This window comes from Chitinophaga sp. (assembly GCF_039596455.1).
GTDB lineage: Bacteria > Bacteroidota > Bacteroidia > Chitinophagales > Chitinophagaceae > Chitinophaga.
In genome coordinates this window covers 301,526-317,513 of sequence record NZ_JBCNJR010000005.1, presented here as the reverse complement: position 1 = coordinate 317,513, position 15,988 = coordinate 301,526, and the positions used below count along the sequence as shown (strand labels likewise).

The 15,988-nt window shown below is 53.5% G+C and carries 13 protein-coding genes; 6 read left to right on the top strand and 7 right to left on the bottom strand.

Annotation, left to right across the window (positions count from 1 at the left end; all coding sequences use genetic code 11):
- Positions 1-48: 48 nt before the first annotated feature.
- From ABDW36_RS17680 to ABDW36_RS17670, 3 genes are all read right to left on the bottom strand, one after another.
- Positions 49-1,197 carry a FecR family protein gene (locus ABDW36_RS17680; protein WP_343703256.1) on the bottom strand — a complete coding sequence of 383 codons (1,149 nt, stop codon included), beginning with the start codon at positions 1,195-1,197 and terminating at the stop codon, positions 49-51.
- Between the two features lie 75 nt (positions 1,198-1,272).
- Positions 1,273-1,818 carry an RNA polymerase sigma-70 factor gene (locus ABDW36_RS17675; RefSeq protein ID WP_343703255.1) on the bottom strand — a complete coding sequence of 182 codons (546 nt, stop codon included), beginning with the start codon at positions 1,816-1,818 and terminating at the stop codon, positions 1,273-1,275.
- 125 nt (positions 1,819-1,943) lie between these two features.
- The gene (locus ABDW36_RS17670) at positions 1,944-2,546 is read right to left on the bottom strand and encodes an RNA polymerase sigma-70 factor (protein WP_343703254.1); all 603 of its coding nucleotides are present in this window, start codon (positions 2,544-2,546) and stop codon (positions 1,944-1,946) included.
- 133 nt (positions 2,547-2,679) lie between these two features.
- On the opposite strand from ABDW36_RS17670, the gene ABDW36_RS17665 reads away from it, so the two are divergent.
- Positions 2,680-4,197 carry a TlpA disulfide reductase family protein gene (locus ABDW36_RS17665; RefSeq protein WP_343703253.1) on the top strand — a complete coding sequence of 506 codons (1,518 nt, stop codon included), beginning with the start codon at positions 2,680-2,682 and terminating at the stop codon, positions 4,195-4,197.
- An 8-nt stretch (positions 4,198-4,205) separates the two neighbouring features.
- Here the strand turns inward: ABDW36_RS17665 and ABDW36_RS17660 are convergent, their stop codons facing one another.
- From ABDW36_RS17660 to ABDW36_RS17650, 3 genes are all read right to left on the bottom strand, one after another.
- Positions 4,206-6,854 (bottom strand): ABC transporter permease, encoded by a 2,649-nt coding sequence (locus ABDW36_RS17660; protein ID WP_343703252.1) that lies wholly within the window; start codon positions 6,852-6,854, stop codon positions 4,206-4,208.
- Position 6,855: 1 nt separating this feature from the next.
- Positions 6,856-7,188 (bottom strand): helix-turn-helix transcriptional regulator, encoded by a 333-nt coding sequence (locus ABDW36_RS17655; protein ID WP_343703251.1) that lies wholly within the window; start codon positions 7,186-7,188, stop codon positions 6,856-6,858.
- Positions 7,189-7,420: 232 nt separating this feature from the next.
- On the bottom strand, positions 7,421-7,597 hold the full coding sequence (locus tag ABDW36_RS17650) for a hypothetical protein (RefSeq protein ID WP_343703250.1): 177 nt from the start codon (positions 7,595-7,597) through the stop codon (positions 7,421-7,423).
- Between the two features lie 141 nt (positions 7,598-7,738).
- Here ABDW36_RS17650 and ABDW36_RS17645 point away from each other — a divergent pair, with 141 nt between their 5' ends.
- The 5 genes from ABDW36_RS17645 to ABDW36_RS17625 are packed head-to-tail and all read left to right on the top strand — an operon-like array spanning position 7,739 to position 14,868.
- Positions 7,739-10,501 carry a TonB-dependent receptor gene (locus tag ABDW36_RS17645; RefSeq protein WP_343703249.1) on the top strand — a complete coding sequence of 921 codons (2,763 nt, stop codon included), beginning with the start codon at positions 7,739-7,741 and terminating at the stop codon, positions 10,499-10,501.
- A 2-nt stretch (positions 10,502-10,503) separates the two neighbouring features.
- Positions 10,504-11,700 carry a DUF4876 domain-containing protein gene (locus tag ABDW36_RS17640; protein ID WP_343703248.1) on the top strand — a complete coding sequence of 399 codons (1,197 nt, stop codon included), beginning with the start codon at positions 10,504-10,506 and terminating at the stop codon, positions 11,698-11,700.
- On the top strand, positions 11,700-13,169 hold the full coding sequence (locus ABDW36_RS17635; RefSeq protein WP_343703247.1) for a DUF6850 family outer membrane beta-barrel protein: 1,470 nt from the start codon (positions 11,700-11,702) through the stop codon (positions 13,167-13,169). The genes ABDW36_RS17640 and ABDW36_RS17635 overlap by 1 nt, the downstream gene beginning before the upstream one ends.
- Positions 13,169-13,990: a hypothetical protein gene (locus tag ABDW36_RS17630; RefSeq protein ID WP_343703246.1), complete on the top strand. Its 822-nt coding sequence runs from the start codon at positions 13,169-13,171 to the stop codon at positions 13,988-13,990. The genes ABDW36_RS17635 and ABDW36_RS17630 overlap by 1 nt, the downstream gene beginning before the upstream one ends.
- A 2-nt stretch (positions 13,991-13,992) precedes the next feature.
- Positions 13,993-14,868, top strand: a complete 876-nt coding sequence (locus ABDW36_RS17625) for an EamA family transporter (RefSeq protein WP_343703245.1) — start codon at positions 13,993-13,995, stop codon at positions 14,866-14,868.
- 19 nt (positions 14,869-14,887) lie between these two features.
- Here ABDW36_RS17625 and ABDW36_RS17620 read toward each other — a convergent pair whose 3' ends face one another.
- Positions 14,888-15,943: a DUF6340 family protein gene (locus ABDW36_RS17620; RefSeq protein ID WP_343703244.1), complete on the bottom strand. Its 1,056-nt coding sequence runs from the start codon at positions 15,941-15,943 to the stop codon at positions 14,888-14,890.
- Between the last annotated feature and the right edge of the window lie 45 nt (positions 15,944-15,988).

The following is a 15,988-nucleotide window of genomic DNA, read 5'->3' as shown; positions in this document are numbered from 1 at the left end:
GCTGGAACGCTCCCGGTTTTTATCTGGCCCCTGCCTGCGGCAGATTTTTTATGGCATAACGGTGATCCTCCTTCCTTCTAGTTTAAAGTGAACAGCGCCGGTTAATTCCAGCATATTTAATACTTCAGATACGTTTTTGGAACGGGAGAGGCTGCCGGCAATGGCTTTCTTCGAAATATCTCCCTCATAGCGCACTTCTACATCATACCATCGGCTCACCTGCCGCATGATGTCTTCCACTTTCTCGTTATCGAACAGGAAGTAGCCGTTTTTCCATGCAACGGCCGCTTCCGTATCTCCGTCCTTCACCTGCATACTGCCGGCGGCCACATTCAGTATGGCTTTCCTGCCCGGCGTCAGCAAGGCATTTGCCGCATGGTAATTCACCTTCACCCCGCCTTCCAGGAGGGTCACCACATGCTGCGGTTCATCAGGGTAGGCATTAATGTTGAAATGCGTGCCCAGTACCCGCACGTTCATAGCCGTGTCTGCCCCGGCCTTGATGGCAACATAGAACGGCCGGTTCCGGTCTTTGGCCACTTCAAAATAGGCTTCTCCGGTGAGGGTCACTTTCCGTTCGTTCTGCGGGAAAGCGGCGGGGAAATGGAGAGACGAGCCGGCATTCAGCCACACATTGGTGCCATCCTGCAGGGTAAGCCGGTATTGGCCGCCAAAGGGGGTGCTGAGCGTATTGTAAACAACGGTACTGTTCCCGGAGGAGGAAAGATTATCGTATTGCACATGCCCGCTGTCCGTTTTGTTCACGGCCGAGCTGCCTTGCTGGCTGATAGTGCCATCCCCGGCTTCTTCCAGCACCACTTTCTCCCCGTTGGCCAGGGTGAGAACGGCTTTGTTGCCGCCGGGGCCAACATCCTGCACAAGCGGGGTATTGGCAGGCTGCCCCTGCCTTTGCAGCCGGGGGAAGGCAAAATATCCCGCCACCGCCAGTATGAGCAGTACAGCCGCTGCGGCCGGTATAAAGTACCGCCGGCGTTTAACGGCCGGTGTGCTGATCTGTTGCTCCAGGCGGTTGAGCATGCGTAGGCGCACCTGCTCTTCTTCATCGGCATTATCAGACAGCCATTCAACGTCAGCTTCGTTATGCTCCTGGTACCAGGCCATCAGCTCCGCTTCTTCCGCAGGCGTAATGGTGCCGTCAAGGTATTTTTCAATGAGGTGGATGATGTTGTTTTTCAACGGAGGTAATTTATCGTTACAGGGAGATGTACCCTAATGGGGTGGTTGACCCTTAGTAGCCGTAAAAAAAATTCATCATGGCAAAGACCGCAGCTTCAGCTTCAGCTCTTTCAGTGCCTTGGTGAGATGTGCTTCGGCCGTTTTTTCGGAAATGCCCATGCTGCAAGCTATTTCCCGCATGCTGAGGCCTTCCGCTCTGCTCAATCTGAATACCAGCCGGCATTTTTCAGGGAGCGCTTCCACAATGCCGTTGATCTGCTGCTGCAGAAACCTGGTGTGGATCTTTTCTTCATCCCATACCACTCCTGGAGAAACGGCCGCCTGTTCAACAATCTGCGCCCTCCGTTTCTGCCGCACGTACTGTTTGAATACAGACAAGCGCACGGCTGTAGCCAGGTAAGCGCCAATGTTGTCTATACGCAGGTTTGTCCGCCTGTTCCAGAGGCTGATGAACACCTCCTGTACAATCTCTTCCGCAATGGTCTTATTCCTGCTGTGGGAATAGGCAATGGCCAGCAGGGATTTCCAGTAACGCTCATAAATTTCGGCAAAGGCCTCCCTGCTGCCCTCCCGGAGGGACACAAGTAAGGCTGCATCAGGTAATTGCCGGTGCCATTTCATACTACAAGCGCATATGACGGGTATTGGCACCGTTCGGTACAATGCCCTTCATGACGTGGATCTTCTGGTTACAGGAATATGTACCACCAGGGCGGGCAATACCCTTAGTGGCATCACAAATTTTTTCAGGGAAGCAGGAACCCGAGGAGAATAATTGCCCAGATGAGGGGGCGGTTGAGGTGTATTTTCAGTACTTTCAGCGCTTTGGTGAGATGCGCTTCGGCGGTTTTCTCCGCTATGCCCATCCATTGGGCTATTTCCGGTATGGCCAGGCCTTCTTCTCTGCTCAGCCTGAACACCAGGCGGCATTTTTCCGGCAATTCCTCTACTATACCATTGATGTGCTGCTGCATGAAGCGGGAGAAGATCTTTTCTTCGTCCCGGGAAGCCGACAGCGGGTCTGCCGCCTGCTCCGCTATCTGGCTCCTGCGTTTCTGGCGGGCATACTGCTTGAAAACAGACAAGCGCACCGCGGTAGCCAGGTAGGCGCCAATATTGTCTACATACAGTTCATTACGCCTGTTCCAGAGGCTGATGAAAACTTCCTGTACTATTTCTTCGGCAATAACCTTGTTGCGGCTGTGCAGGTAGGCAATGGCGAGGAGCTTCTTCCAGTAGCGGCGGTAGATTTCGGTAAATGCCTCCCTGGCGTCTTCACGGAGAGACGCTAACAGGTCTGCATCAGAAAGTTGCCGGTGCTGGTCCATGCGGGTGGTTATACTTCGCAAGATTAAAAAAAATAATCGAGCAATTGCAGGGGGACATAAAAATATAATATTGTTACAGATATCAATAGCAGAGGTCTGTAAAAAAGCTTATATTGAAAGCACCGGAATCCGGTATCAGACCAAATCAATCATCATGTTATCACGTAAAATGAAGCTCACCTATACTATTTTGTTATTTCTCCTGCCTGTGACTGTTTGTGCCCAAACCGATCTTCCTGTGCTGCAGGCCGGCACTGTTAGTGTAAGCGGCGAAGTAACCATCCCGGTATCTCTCAGGAAAGATAGTATATGGTTATTTTTGAGAATTCCCCAGCCATTTACAGGCGAATTCAAAACCTATAAAACGCTGCTCGATTTTGCCGGGCAGTTTGAACTGAAGGTCAATACAGAAACAAATCTGAGCAGATGCGTAGTAAGTACGGACATCGATTTAAATAACATGGTGACCGTGCTGTTAAAAAACGGCGAGGAAAGTAAAATATCCTTCAGTTATAATAACGATGGCGTGATTGATAGGCTGGAGGTCAATGATATGCACGGATTTACTGAAGAAGAGCTTATCCAGGGCCCGGCGAAGTTTTCCGAATTGACCACTTATAGGACCGGTACGCCTATCGCTCCCTTATATGATAAAGCTTTTAGCGTCTATATAGATCACGTAAACGGTATATTGAAGAGAAAGCGGATGGTTTTGACCAAACCGCCCCTTTTATCCGGAAAGATCAACGAGATCATATTCAGGGATTATTCACTGGCAGTATACCACATGTATGTATTCAGTTATCATGATCAAATGGTTTTAAACTACAGGAGAACGAATGATGGAAAAATGCCGGACAGTTCAGCGATAAGAAAGCCTGTACGGGAGGATTATGCGTTCCTTAAAGACCTTGATCTGAATAACCGGTTATATCTGTATAGCTTTAATTACCCGCTTTTTACGCAAGAGCTGCTGCAAAGCAATGCATTAAATATCCCGCGTATTCAAGACACGCCCATCAATGAATGGATGAAAAGTGTAAAGGATATGCTGGGCACGCTGACCGGTTCTGATCAAGGCCTGTTTTATGACATACTGGTAGGGAATGCGTATGCCATGCAATTAAATACAGAGCTGAAACCATTGACGTCAAAGCAGGTTGAAAACATCAGAAACTATTACAAGGGAGGCGATCTGGAGAAGATACTGCTGCGAAAAAACGAAGAAGTAACGCGGCTGGCCATGCTAAAAGAGACTTTAGTAGTTAACAATACACCAGTTACCGCTCCCGAAGAATTAATGAGTGCTATTGTCTCCAGGTATAAAGGAAAAACCGTTATTGTCGATTTTTGGGCAACCTGGTGCGCGCCTTGCCTTGAAGCCATGCAAGCATACAGGGACTTAAAAAAACAGTTGGTTGGTAAAGACGCGGTATTTGTCTACATAACCAGCCCGTCATCACCCCAAAAATTATGGGAAAGGCACATACAAGGCATCGGAGGGCAACAGTACTACCTGACCTCAAAAGAGTGGAGGCATGTATTAGACAGCTTCAATTTCAGTGCTATCCCCACGTACATGATATTTGACAAGACCGGAGCATTAAAGCAGCAATTTACCGGGTACCCCGGGAACGAGGAGATGCAGCGGCGAATTGAAGCGGCGCTGTAAGCCGGCTTTCATACACTCTTCAACACCTCCACCGGGTTGCTCCTGGCCGCCCGCATCGTCTGTGACCCTATCATCATGAACGCAATCAGCAGCACTACCACCAAACCAATAAACAGTTCCGTAACCTGCACCGGCGTGTGGTAAGGGAAATTGACCAGCACAACATTCCTGAAGAAGAGGTAGGTTGCCGGCAGGGCAATGAGTGCCGATATAGACAGCAGCAGCAAAAAGCCGCGGCTCAGCAGGAACACCAGGTTGCCGGAGCTGGCGCCCATCACCTTCCGGATGCCGATCTCTTTCAGCCTTGTTTCGGTGGTGAATACCACCATGCCGAACAATCCCATAGAGGCAATGGAAATAGCCAGGAAGGAAAGGAACCCGATGATCTTGATCATAGTGGAAAATTCGCTGTAGGCATCTTCTATGGCTTCATCGTAAAACTCGGCCTCCAACGGGTGCACCCGGTCAATCTTTTTCCAGGTAGAGGCTATTTTGGCCATGGTGGCCGGCATATCTGCGCTTTTTATTTTGGCGCTGATGATGGCCCTGTCTTCAGGCGTCCAGAAGGTGAAGGCCACCGGGCCAATGAGGTTCTCCACTTTGCCGTAGTGAAAGTCCTGCATGACGCCTACAATGGTCATTTTACGCCCGTTCAGGGAGACCTGTTCCCCGATGGCTTTTTCCGGGTTGCCGGCGCCGATGTTGAACCGCCTTAGCACCTGCTGGTTCACGATCACCTCGCTGACGGCCTGCGCGGTGGCGGGGCGTGCAATAAAGTTCCCGCCGGCCAGGAGTTTGTAACCGTGCAGCGGCAAATAGTTCTCGTCTACGTGGTTGGTCATCACCAGCACAGAATCTTGGGAATCTTTGTATTTCATATTACCGCCCCAGGCGTTCCCTACGCCGGTAGTAACCAGTGACCGGGAGAGGGCGGTTACTTCCGGCATCTCGCCCAGCTCCTTGAGCATGGCATCGGGCTTATTGCCCAGCATGTTGATGTTGAGGATATTTTCGGTGTTGAAGCCCAGGTCAAACGCCAGGATGTTTTTATACTGCACATACCCCACGGCGGTGGTGGTAATGAAGATCAGGGTAACGGTGTATTGCACTACCACCAATGCGCGCCTGAGCGTCAGGTGTTTGAACACCTTCCCCGGAGAAACATTGCCGAATGCATTCAGCGGGCTCACTTTCGAGAAGAATACGGCGGGCATGAAGCCGGCAATCACCCCCACGGTCACTGAAAAAACAATGAAGGCCGCCACCATGGCAGGCGTAAGATCGAGCTTTACCAGGCGTTGCATTTCCGGGGCCATGTTGATCAGCAGCGGCCGCAGCAGGAGGAACAGGAGGAATGACAGCAGGAGGGCGGCCAGGGAGATCATGACCGCTTCGGCCAGGAACTGTTGCCATATCTGGCCCCTGCCGGCGCCTATAGCCTTGCGGAGCCCTATTTCCTTAAAGCGGCGCATGGCGCGTGCAATGGAAAGATTGGTATAGTTGAAACATGCGGATAATATCACCACCAATGCCAGCCCGCCGAGTATCCAAAGCACAACAGGCGGCATGTGAGGGCCCATGAATGGAGGGCCGCCCTCTGACTGGCGGAGGCTTTCTCCAACCACTATATTATACAATGGAAGCAGCTCCAGCTGGATCCTGGTGTCTTTTTCGGCAAGGTTTTCTTCCCGCGCCAGCATGTTGAGCTGTGACTGGATGGCGGCCATGTCCGCATTTTCAGCGGGCAGGAGGTACACGGCGTTGTGCCACATATTGGTCCATGCGGCAAAATTTTTATCGGCTTTGTTGACTTGTACCGCGGTAGACAATGATACCAGCGCTTCAAAATGGAGGTGTGAAAAGAATGGGATGTCTTTCATGATACCCGTCACCAGGTAATCAAGCGTATCTATTTTGACAGCCTTGCCCAGCGCGGCCTGGTTGCCGAACAGCTTCCTGGCGGCTGTTTCAGTGAGCACAATGGAGTAGGGGTCTTTCAGCGCCGTTTCGGGGTTGCCTTCCATCATCGGGAATGTAAACACCCTGAACAGCGAAGGCTCCGCCCAGTAGCCCTGAACGGGGAGGATGTTGTCTCCCACCTGCGCATCTCCGGAAAAGTTGTTGCGCATAATAACCACTTCTTCGATGCCGCTCACTTTCTGGCGGATGAGCTGGCCGGTTTTGATAGAGGTAGATGCAAACTTGCCGCTTTCTTCACCTTTAGATGTGTAGATGTTGGTGATGCGATAGATCCTTTCCCCATGCTTGTGGAACTTGTCGTAAGACCGGAGGTCCAGCACAAACGCTATCAGCAGCAGCCCAACAGACATGCTGATGGCCAGGCCTATGATGTTGATGGCGGAGAACAGCTTGTTGCGCAGGAGGTTGCGCCCTGATGTTTTGACGTAGTTGCCGATCATGATCCGGTTCATAAAAGAGGTGGAGAATATTGATTTTCGTACCGTATAACTTCTGAAGAACTTGATGGCGTCAATCATATAGATCAGCCGGGCACGGCGCGGCCCCAACCGCTGCACGTTGCGCTCAAAACATTCGTTGAGGTCTCCCGTCAGGTCTTCCACAAGCCCCGGCTTGCAATACCATGCTATAAACTGCTGCGCCCAGGAGGGGGGACGGTGCTGCCCTTGGTCTTTCATGCTACACGTTTTTCCAGGCAAGCGCCGGTATCCGGGCCCACAGCTGGTCCCGCATAGACTTGGCGTTGAGCAATGCCGTTTTTCCCTGCATGGTGAGTTCATAGAATCTCTTGCGTTTGCCGCCACGGGCCTTGGTGGCTTCTCCCAGCTCGCTTTTCACCAATCCTTTCTCTTCCAGGCGGTTGAGCACCGCATGTACCACGCCCAGTTTTACGGAACGGCCTGTATGGTCAGAGAGCTCGTCGCAAATGGCTACGCTGTAGGCGTCGTTAACCAGCGCAGCAACGGTGAGCAGCACCAGTTCTTCAAATTCTCCGAGGTTTGTGCCTTTCATGTTCAGTATTAATTACGTAAATGTATGTAAAAGTCGGATATTATACATACAAAAGGTGAATATTACGGATGGTGTGCATAAAATATACCCTGGTATTTGAATTCCCGCTGGAGCAAACTATATTTGCAACGTTATTGCATTTTTATAGTGCCTGATGAGAGAGAGTAAACAAATATGGTTCAGAAATATCCTGGCAGGAGTGTTGATGCTCCTGCTGGCTGCACCTGCTACCTTAAAACATCTCCATCATCATCATGAGCACCAGGTTCACCACGTTGACAAAGAAGGGAGCAGGATAACGGCGGTATGCCCCGTTTGTGAAGCGCCCTACACGCACGTGTCTTTTACCTTGCCTGTTCCTGGCGGCGAACCCATCGTACCCCATTTCTTTGAAATATCTTTGCGGCATCCCCGCACGGTATGCTGGCCGCAACGGGCCTTTATCCACTCCGGCCCTGGCAGAGCGCCACCCTTCACTGCCTAACTGCTTCCTTCCATTACCCGCGGTACCCTTTCCGCGCGGCATTTCCTTTTTCTAAAAAAGTGGATATTGAAAAATATTTACGCGGGCTTCCTGTGGAAGCTGGTCAGCCGGCATGCCATGGCCGTGTCTGCCTGCATATGCGTGGCGTTGCCTTCAACAGCGCAGCCATCCTATACTATCAGCGGCTCCGTCAGGAGCGAGACCACCAAAGCTCCATTGGCAGGGGCGAGGATAGATGTTCTTCCCATAGAACAGTTCGCGCTGTCCGGCCATGACGGGGCTTTTCTGCTGAAAGACGTTCCGGCAGGGAAGTACAGGCTCAGCGTTACCCGGCCGGGCTTTGCACCGGTACTGGTTGATGTTACCGTTCCCGGCCCTTACCTGGGGGATATTACCCTGAGAGAACGCATTATGGGGCTCAGGGAAATATCCGTTACCGCCAGGCCAAGAATATTAGGATCGTCTTCCATCATTGACAAATCTGCCATCATTCATACCCAGCCCGTAAGCCTGGCTGATGTGTTACAACTTGTACCGGGGCAGCTTGCAACCAACCCCAATCTCGGCGCTGCCCAGCAAACCATGTTACGGCAGGCATCCGCTACAACTGATGCGTCCAGGGCCAGCGCGCTCGGCACGCAGGTGGTCATGGACGGCGTGCCTGTTTCAAATAATGCCAACCTGCAGAGTGATGTAACCATACTTAACTCGGCTCCAGGCGCGTTGCCGCCGTTCTCTTCCGTTGCCGGGAGAGGAAATGACCTCCGGCAAATACCTGCGGATAATATTGAGAACATCGAGGTCATCCGCGGAATTCCCGGCGCGCGGTTTGGAGACCTCACTTCAGGACTGATACTTGTGCAATCCAGGATAGGCGTCATGCAGCCGGAACTGCGCACAAGAGTAAATCCTGACCTGGTGCAGCTTGCATGGCTATGGGGCTTCCAGGGAAAGAACAAAAACAGCACCTTCAACGTTGGCGCAGACCTGGCGCGCTCCCGTGCGGATGTACGGGACCGGCTGAACCAGTATAGCCGCTTCCAGGGCCAGCTGTCCTGGCAACAGGCATGGGGAAAGGCAAAACGTTTTTCCACTACCAACATTCTCTCCGCGTACAAAACGCTGGACAAGCAGAAGCAATCTCCCGATGACCTGCGCTATCAGAACACAAACTACGCTGATGACTATGGCGTGAAGGTCAGCTCAGAAGGGAAATGGGAGGCCAGCCGCCCCTGGCTGCAAAACCTCCACTACACGGTAGCGCTGACCGCCAGCCGGCAATCAGCCTATTATCAAACGCTGGTAACGCGGGATGTTTTCCCGCTTTCCGATGCCACCACAGATACCACCCAACAGGGGTTCTTCGGAAAAAGCGAATATCTCAACCAAACCACGGTAGACGGGCGCCCGGTTAACGGCTACGCCAGGCTGGAAGCCTCCGCCGTAAAAAGTACGGGCGCGCTGATGCACCGCCTGTCTGCAGGCGCGGAATGGCGCATGGATGTAAACTTTGGCGAGGGGAGGCAGTTTAACCCGCTCTACCCGCCTCGGCAGAACTATAGCATGGGAGACCGCCCGCGGAGTTATGCCAGTGTTCCCGCCTTGCACCAGCTTGCCTATTACGCGGAAGACAAGGTGTCCGCATCCCTGGGAGACCGCAAGCTGATGGGCCAGTTCGGCCTCCGCCTGGATAATGTGGCGCCCCGGGGCATTTTCCGCAGCAGGTACAAAACCATTGCCGCGCCAAGGATCAACCTGGCCGCCGAAGTGGTGCGTAACCTGTGGCTGCGCGGCGGCTACGGCATTGCGGCAAAGGCTCCCCCGCTCAGCTATCTCTACCCCGGCAACCGTTATTTTGACCTGGTGAACTTTAACTATTTCGCGGAGAACCCGGCGGAGCGCCTGGCCATCATTACCACGCGCGTGATTAAGCTGGATGGGCTGCAGCTAAACCCATACACCGCCGAAAAGTGGGAATTCGGGTTTGACCTGGAACAACCACTTTTCTCCGCCAACATTTCATTCTTTAACGAAACCACCCGCAACGCCATTGCCATCAACCGGGAGCTGAAAGCCTTTGCGTATGACAAGTTCAAGGCCATAGAAAAACCCGTTGGGGCCCCGCCGGTGCTGGGCTATGAACGGACGGACACCTTCTTCGCCCCGTATGACGTGCCCGTCAATAACAGGAAGATCATGAACCGCGGTGTTGAATATGCTATTGACATCCCGGAGATACGCAACATCCGTACATCATTCAACATTACGGGCGCTTACATCCGCACGGAAACTTATGACAACGGCCCGTTCATAGATGCGGCAAAGGCTTACCAGGGCGCTACGGTGCCGGAGCTGATCGGCATTTACCGTTCCTCGGGGCGGGTGGTGTCTTCACGGATGAATACGAGCGTGCGGTTCATACACCGGTTCCCGCAGCTGAACATGATCTTCTCCGCGTTGTGGCAAACGGTGTGGATCAGCAGGAACAGCCCCGTGCCGCTCGGCATATACCCGGAGGCCGTACTGAACAGGAGGGGAGAAGTGATCCTGCTATCGCCGGAACAGGCAAAACTGCCCGAATACGAGTCATTGATCAGGGTGCAATCAGACCTCAGGGCAACCGCCTATCCGCCGTTACACCTCTTCAACCTGCGGCTCACCAAAGAATGGAAAAACGGCGCCGGCTTTTCTTTTTATGCCAATAATTTCCTGAACTACCGCCCGCTGCATTACGATGCCAACCTGAACGGGCTTATAAGGCGCAATGAACCGCTTTTTTTCGGGGCCGAGTTCAACTTCAGATTAACAAAAAAACAAACCAATAAATAAATATGAAAAAGATTACCACTCTCGTGCTGCTGGCAGGCATGCTGTTTACGGCCTGCAACAATAACCGTTCAGGAGATATCAGAACGGCCAACGTTACGGTAAAAGTGAATTATCCCTCCACCTACAGCCAGCAAAACGCTTCACAGGCAAGCGTTACCATCACCAGCATGGCCGACGGGTCAACAAAAACCGCTACCACGGGAGATGACGGCCAGGCCGTTTTTTCAGGCGTATTGCCCGGCAGCTATAACATCAGCGTTACCCGCAGCCTGACCGCCCAGCAGGCGCTGACGCTTACCGGCGTCAGCCAGGAGCTGACGCTGAACGCCGCATCCAGCAACGTAGCAGTAAGCGGTACGCAGGATGCAACGTTCACGCTGGAGCTGCAGGGCACAGTGGCCGGCAGCCTGCTGATAAAGGAAGTATATTATACCGGCAGCAAAACAGCAGCCGGCGGCACGTACTTCAGCGATCAGTTTGTGGAGATCTATAACAATTCAACGGATACGCTGTACCTGGACAGCCTCTGCATTGGAGACGCCTACGGCAACTCCGGCCTCATCAATCCCAACTCGCTGCCCACGCCCTTCAATACAGACAACCAGCATGTGTACCTGAATAATGTATGGCGCATCCCCGGCACCGGGAAAGACCGGAAGCTGGCGCCGGGCCGGAGTATTATCGTTGCGCAGGACGGTGTTAATCATAAAGACCCGCTCCTGAACCCCGCCAGTCCCGTTGATCTTTCAAAAGCCGATTGGGAAACGTACAATGAGCGCCCTGACGGCAGGGATGCAGACGCTCCCGGCGTACCTAACCTGGAGCGGGTGTACTTCACCGGCGGCTTTGACTGGCTGCTCACCGTATTCGGGCCCGGTGTGGTGATCTTCAAGGCAGACTTCAATTCCCTGGAAAAGGTGGCCATCCCCGGCACTACGCTAGACCCCAGGATAAAGGTGCCGAATGCAGCGGTAATTGATGCCTTTGAAGGTCTTAAAGATGCCGGCAGCGTTGCCTACAAACGTATCCCCACAGCGCTGGACGCCGGTTTTGTTCACGCTGACGATACTTACAATATGCAGAGTTTCCGCCGCAAAACCGCTACTACCATTAACGGCAGAAAAGTATTGCAGGATACGAACAACAGCAGCACAGATTTTGAAAAACTGGCCGCACCCGCGCCGAAAGTATTCCAGTAATGCAAAAGCTCAGTATGTCCCTGGCCGTTCTGGCAAGCCTGTGCTGTACCGCTGCTGTACAGGCACAGGCGCCCGGCCGGGACACGTTGCATGCTTACGAAGATGGCCGCCTTCCAGACATGTTCCCGCTCACGCGGAACCCCGCTTCCTTATGGCAGTCAAACCGGCCCCATTATACCCGCGTGGCCGGCGGGTGGGAACATACTGGCGGAAAGCTGCGCAGGCCGATGGCCGCCGCGGCGGCCAATCACTTCGGTATAGCAGCCGCCGGGTATGCAAAGGCCAATGGCTGGACCTACCAGGGCGCCGTGTCATACAACAAGCAGCTGGAGCAGGATGTTGCATGGAGCGGCGTTTATGACCCGTATGAAGGCAACCCGTTCTTATGGACGGACAGCAGCAGCGGCAATTGGGAGCGAGACCATCTCCGGGTGTCCGCCACCGTTAATACCCCCGTATTCGGGCGCCGCTGGCATGCGGGCCTGAACATTGCTTACCACGTTGGCTCCGGCGCGCGTAAAAGCGACCCCAAGCCGTTCTACCGTTACAGGAATATTTCACTGGCGCCCGGCCTCACCTGGAAGGCCGGGAAACATGCCGGCATTGGCGCCTATGGAAAAGTACAGTCTGTGCAGGAAGACAATGAGCTGGGGTTTTATAACACCGGCACCGGTAATGTGCTCCTGTACAGGCTGCGGGGCTATGGCACCTACACACGGGCGCCGTTCGTAAACGCGGAAAGGCAGCGCCGCGGCATGTTGTATGAAGCAGGCGCGCACTACAGTTACAGAAAAGGCCGGCTCTTTACACTGGTCAGCATCTACGGAGCGGTAAACGAAGAAACGGTGTACGAAGGCGTGATCAAACGGCAGGCATATGGTTATTACCACGAGAACCGGTTTGGCGGAGCGGCGTCGTTGTTTGCTGAAGGCATAGACAGAGGCCACTTTGCCGCCATTTCTTTCGATGCCGTTAATGGCCATGCCGATGATGTAGCGTACCATGCACAAACCGCTTATTCCACACGGCGCCGGCTATCGGCAAAAGCAGGGTACTGGAAAAGGAACATCCAGTTGGAACTGCGCCCCTTCCTGCAGCAAGACGAGTTTGCCGACATGGCCACCGCTACCGGTTTTAATACCACAAGCGCCGGAGGGCTGCTGGTGCTCAACTGGAGAAAACAACTCTCTCCCCGTACCTGCCTGCAATTGAAGCCCGCTGCAGGGTACCGTCACGTGCTGCAGGATAGTTGGCAGCAAGGCGCCAGCAATGTGATAGTGCGGGAATTGATATTCCCGGACTACCGGTATTTTGCCAGCTCCCGCACCATGGCGTCCCTTACATGTGCTTACATGCTGCATTCAGGCCTACACATAACACACGGTATCGAAGCACATGCAGGAGGGGAGCTTGGGCCTGAAAACACTGCCAACAAAACCATCCGTTTAAAATATTCAATCCTTTTTTAATGAAGTATTTACTTTTTTCTCTCACCATCATCATGGTGGCATCCTGCCAGGTAACACGCCCGCTGGCCAAACTGCAGGCTGACCACCGTAGCCTGGCAGACAGTATGCTGGCTTATGCGTTAGACCATGAGGCTATCTACACCTTACTGGATACCATCAAACCGATCAGCAGCGTAAAATTCCTCCGGCTCCCGGTGGCAAAACCGGCTTCCGTAAAGGACGGTGACCAGGTGGTGACCCCGGCAGACAGCCTGCCTGCGCTGGCAGGAAAGTATGCGAAGATCTGCGCTGCTTTAAGCAAGGGAGACCACCAGTTTGTAATGATGCCCTTTGCCCGTGCTGAGGGGCATGTGCGGTATGTGGAGATATATGTTGTGCGCAAAAGCAGGTTTGCCTCCTTGATGGCGCAGCATGCCGCTTTCTTCGGCCAATGGGGCTTTACGCCGGATAGTGACCCTGCCGTAGTGCTCCCCGTCATTGAATACGAAAGCCGGCACGACCGTAACCGCGCGTACGGGCTGCTGTTCGGCTATCCTTTATACGCCGTGGATTTCTTCGTGGCCGCCAACCAGCAAACCGAGCGGGATACCACTATCAAGCTGGTGCCAAGGGATTTCTTTGCCATCCCCGTATACGCAGGCAACAAAGGATATTTTACCTATGCCATGCCCAAGGGGCATACACCCTCCGAAACCGATTCCAGCATTTACCGCCGCGCCGTCAACACCCTTGCACAATATAAAGCACAAAGGCAGCGGTACCTCACCGCTACGGGCTTGAATGCGCTGCAACTCTGGAATAACTGGAAAAACAAACCATAAGCATGGCGAGGTTCAGGCCCGCGCCATACGTTGTGCTGGTGGCAATAGGCCTCATCTGGGGCAGCACCTGGATGGTGGCGAGGGAGGCACTGGAGCGCATGCCCGTGATGCTGCTTATGGGGATTAGGTACTTGATGGCTGGCGCACTGCTGACGGGGTTCTACCTATGCAAAGGCCGCCCCATACCTTCCGCCGGTACCATGTGGCGGCTGCTGCCTGGCTCTATGCTGATGTTTACACTAAACGGCTGCCTCAGCTACTGGAGCATTCTTTTTATCCCTTCCCACATTGCAGCCATCATTGGCAGTCTTGCCCCGCTGTTCATATTCCTTCCCGTAGTAACTGCCGGGAAGGCGAACATCAGGCTGCCCGCTGCCATGCTGCTATGCGTGGCGGGGGTGGCGCTGCTGGTGGCCCGGCCTCCGGGGCAAATGCAGATGGCGCATATTTGGGGATATGTATTGTCTTTCGCAGCTGTTTTGTGCTGGAGCGCAGGCGTCATATTCATGCGCCGCATCAGGCCGGACGTAAGCGTTTACTACGGGCTGGGCTGGCAGATGTTATGCAGTGGCCTGATCTTGTTTATGGCAGCAGCGGCGGCAGGGGAGATGCAGCAATTCCCGGCAGTAGACCTGCCTTTACTGGGCGCCCTGGCATACCTGGTAGTGCCGGGTTCAATTTTCGCATTTTGGGCGGTAGGGTATGTGTATGACCATCTCCCGGTGGGCGTTGCATCTTCCTATGAGTATATCAGCATACTGGTAGCATCCGCACTGGGCTATCTGTACCTTGAAGAGAAGATCACCCTGTACACAATTGCCGGCGGGCTTGTTACGCTGACCGGTATCTGGCTCATACGGAAGTACAGTAAGAGCTAACGCCGCCGGGATTTGCACACTACTCCACCTGCTGCTCTTTCAGCAATGCATCACCCGCCTGCCTGTGCTTCAGCAGCCGGATGTATTTCAGCGCAAGGCGGTTGTTATATTCCTCATACGCCTTCTGAGACCATTTAATGGCAAGTTCCAGCTCTCCGTTGATCTCGCAGATGATGGCCATATTGTAGCAGGCCCTGCCCGCCACGGTGCTGCTAGGGTTGGTGGTTTCTTTCTTCCACAGTTCCGCTGCGCCGTCCCAGTTGCCGGTTTGCGCTTTACGCCGGGCTGTTCTGAAATTGTCGGTGCCTTTTACATAATAATCCCTGGTTACCCTTGTGCGGTAGGGAATGATCCGCATGGCATAATATTGCCCCGCTTGTGCGCTCACTTCCTTTACCGCCTCTTTGCGGTTGATCAGCGCGCCGGCGGCAGCGGCCGGGTTGATGCCCCTGCCGGAGAAAGTAAGGTCCCTGGCAAGGGGAAATTCATCCAGGATGTTCCTGCTGGCAGGGTCATAGATCCGCCAGCCCGTTTTCACCGTGGTCAGCATGCTGGCGCGGTGTTCCAGTCCCGGTACATTGCCCAGCGGGGTTTTCAAAGTAACCGGTGCGGTGGCGTAGCTGACCTTTGAATCGGTATCGAACAGCTCCAGGGAGAAGAGGGCGTCTACTTCATGTTCCTTGCAAATTTTATCTACCGTTTCCCAGGAGAGCGGGGCGGAGAAGAGGCCCGGGGCATTGATGGTCAGGTCCAGCTCGCCCAGCGCTTTTACATCGTTGAAGCGGTTGTTCTTCAGCAGCTCTTCCGTCAGCCCTCTTACGCTGCTTTGCGCCCCTTCGGCGTCCAGCTGTTTCCCTTCCAGGCTGAATATCTTGTCAACAGCGTCTACCGTCTTGTGCTGCGCGGTAATGGTAGTCCTGTTCACCACACCGGGATGTTTAACATAGGCCGGTATGGTTACCGGCGCCGGTTTCAATACATTGATGTGTACCAGCTCGGTAGTTTTGCAGGAAATGCAGGTAATTGCGGCTAAAGCAATGAAAAGCAGGCTTTTCAGCTGTGTTTTTACAGGCATAGGATTGGTGGTTGTCTCTCGTTGAATAGGTGCTCGTCATAAAGT

Excerpts from the sequence above, each read along its gene's own strand:
- ABDW36_RS17665 (WP_343703253.1), top strand. The coding sequence starts at position 2,680 with ATGTTATCACGTAAAATGAAGCTCACCTATACTATTTTGTTATTTCTC.
- ABDW36_RS17630 (WP_343703246.1), top strand. The coding sequence starts at position 13,169 with ATGAAGTATTTACTTTTTTCTCTCACCATCATCATGGTGGCATCCTGC.
- ABDW36_RS17675 (WP_343703255.1), bottom strand. The coding sequence starts at position 1,818 with ATGAAATGGCACCGGCAATTACCTGATGCAGCCTTACTTGTGTCCCTC.
- ABDW36_RS17620 (WP_343703244.1), bottom strand. The coding sequence starts at position 15,943 with ATGCCTGTAAAAACACAGCTGAAAAGCCTGCTTTTCATTGCTTTAGCC.
- ABDW36_RS17655 (WP_343703251.1), bottom strand. The coding sequence starts at position 7,188 with ATGAAAGGCACAAACCTCGGAGAATTTGAAGAACTGGTGCTGCTCACC.
- ABDW36_RS17635 (WP_343703247.1), top strand. The coding sequence starts at position 11,700 with ATGCAAAAGCTCAGTATGTCCCTGGCCGTTCTGGCAAGCCTGTGCTGT.
- ABDW36_RS17625 (WP_343703245.1), top strand. The coding sequence starts at position 13,993 with ATGGCGAGGTTCAGGCCCGCGCCATACGTTGTGCTGGTGGCAATAGGC.
- ABDW36_RS17660 (WP_343703252.1), bottom strand. The coding sequence starts at position 6,854 with ATGAAAGACCAAGGGCAGCACCGTCCCCCCTCCTGGGCGCAGCAGTTT.
- ABDW36_RS17650 (WP_343703250.1), bottom strand. The coding sequence starts at position 7,597 with ATGCCGCAAAGATATTTCAAAGAAATGGGGTACGATGGGTTCGCCGCC.
- ABDW36_RS17640 (WP_343703248.1), top strand. The coding sequence starts at position 10,504 with ATGAAAAAGATTACCACTCTCGTGCTGCTGGCAGGCATGCTGTTTACG.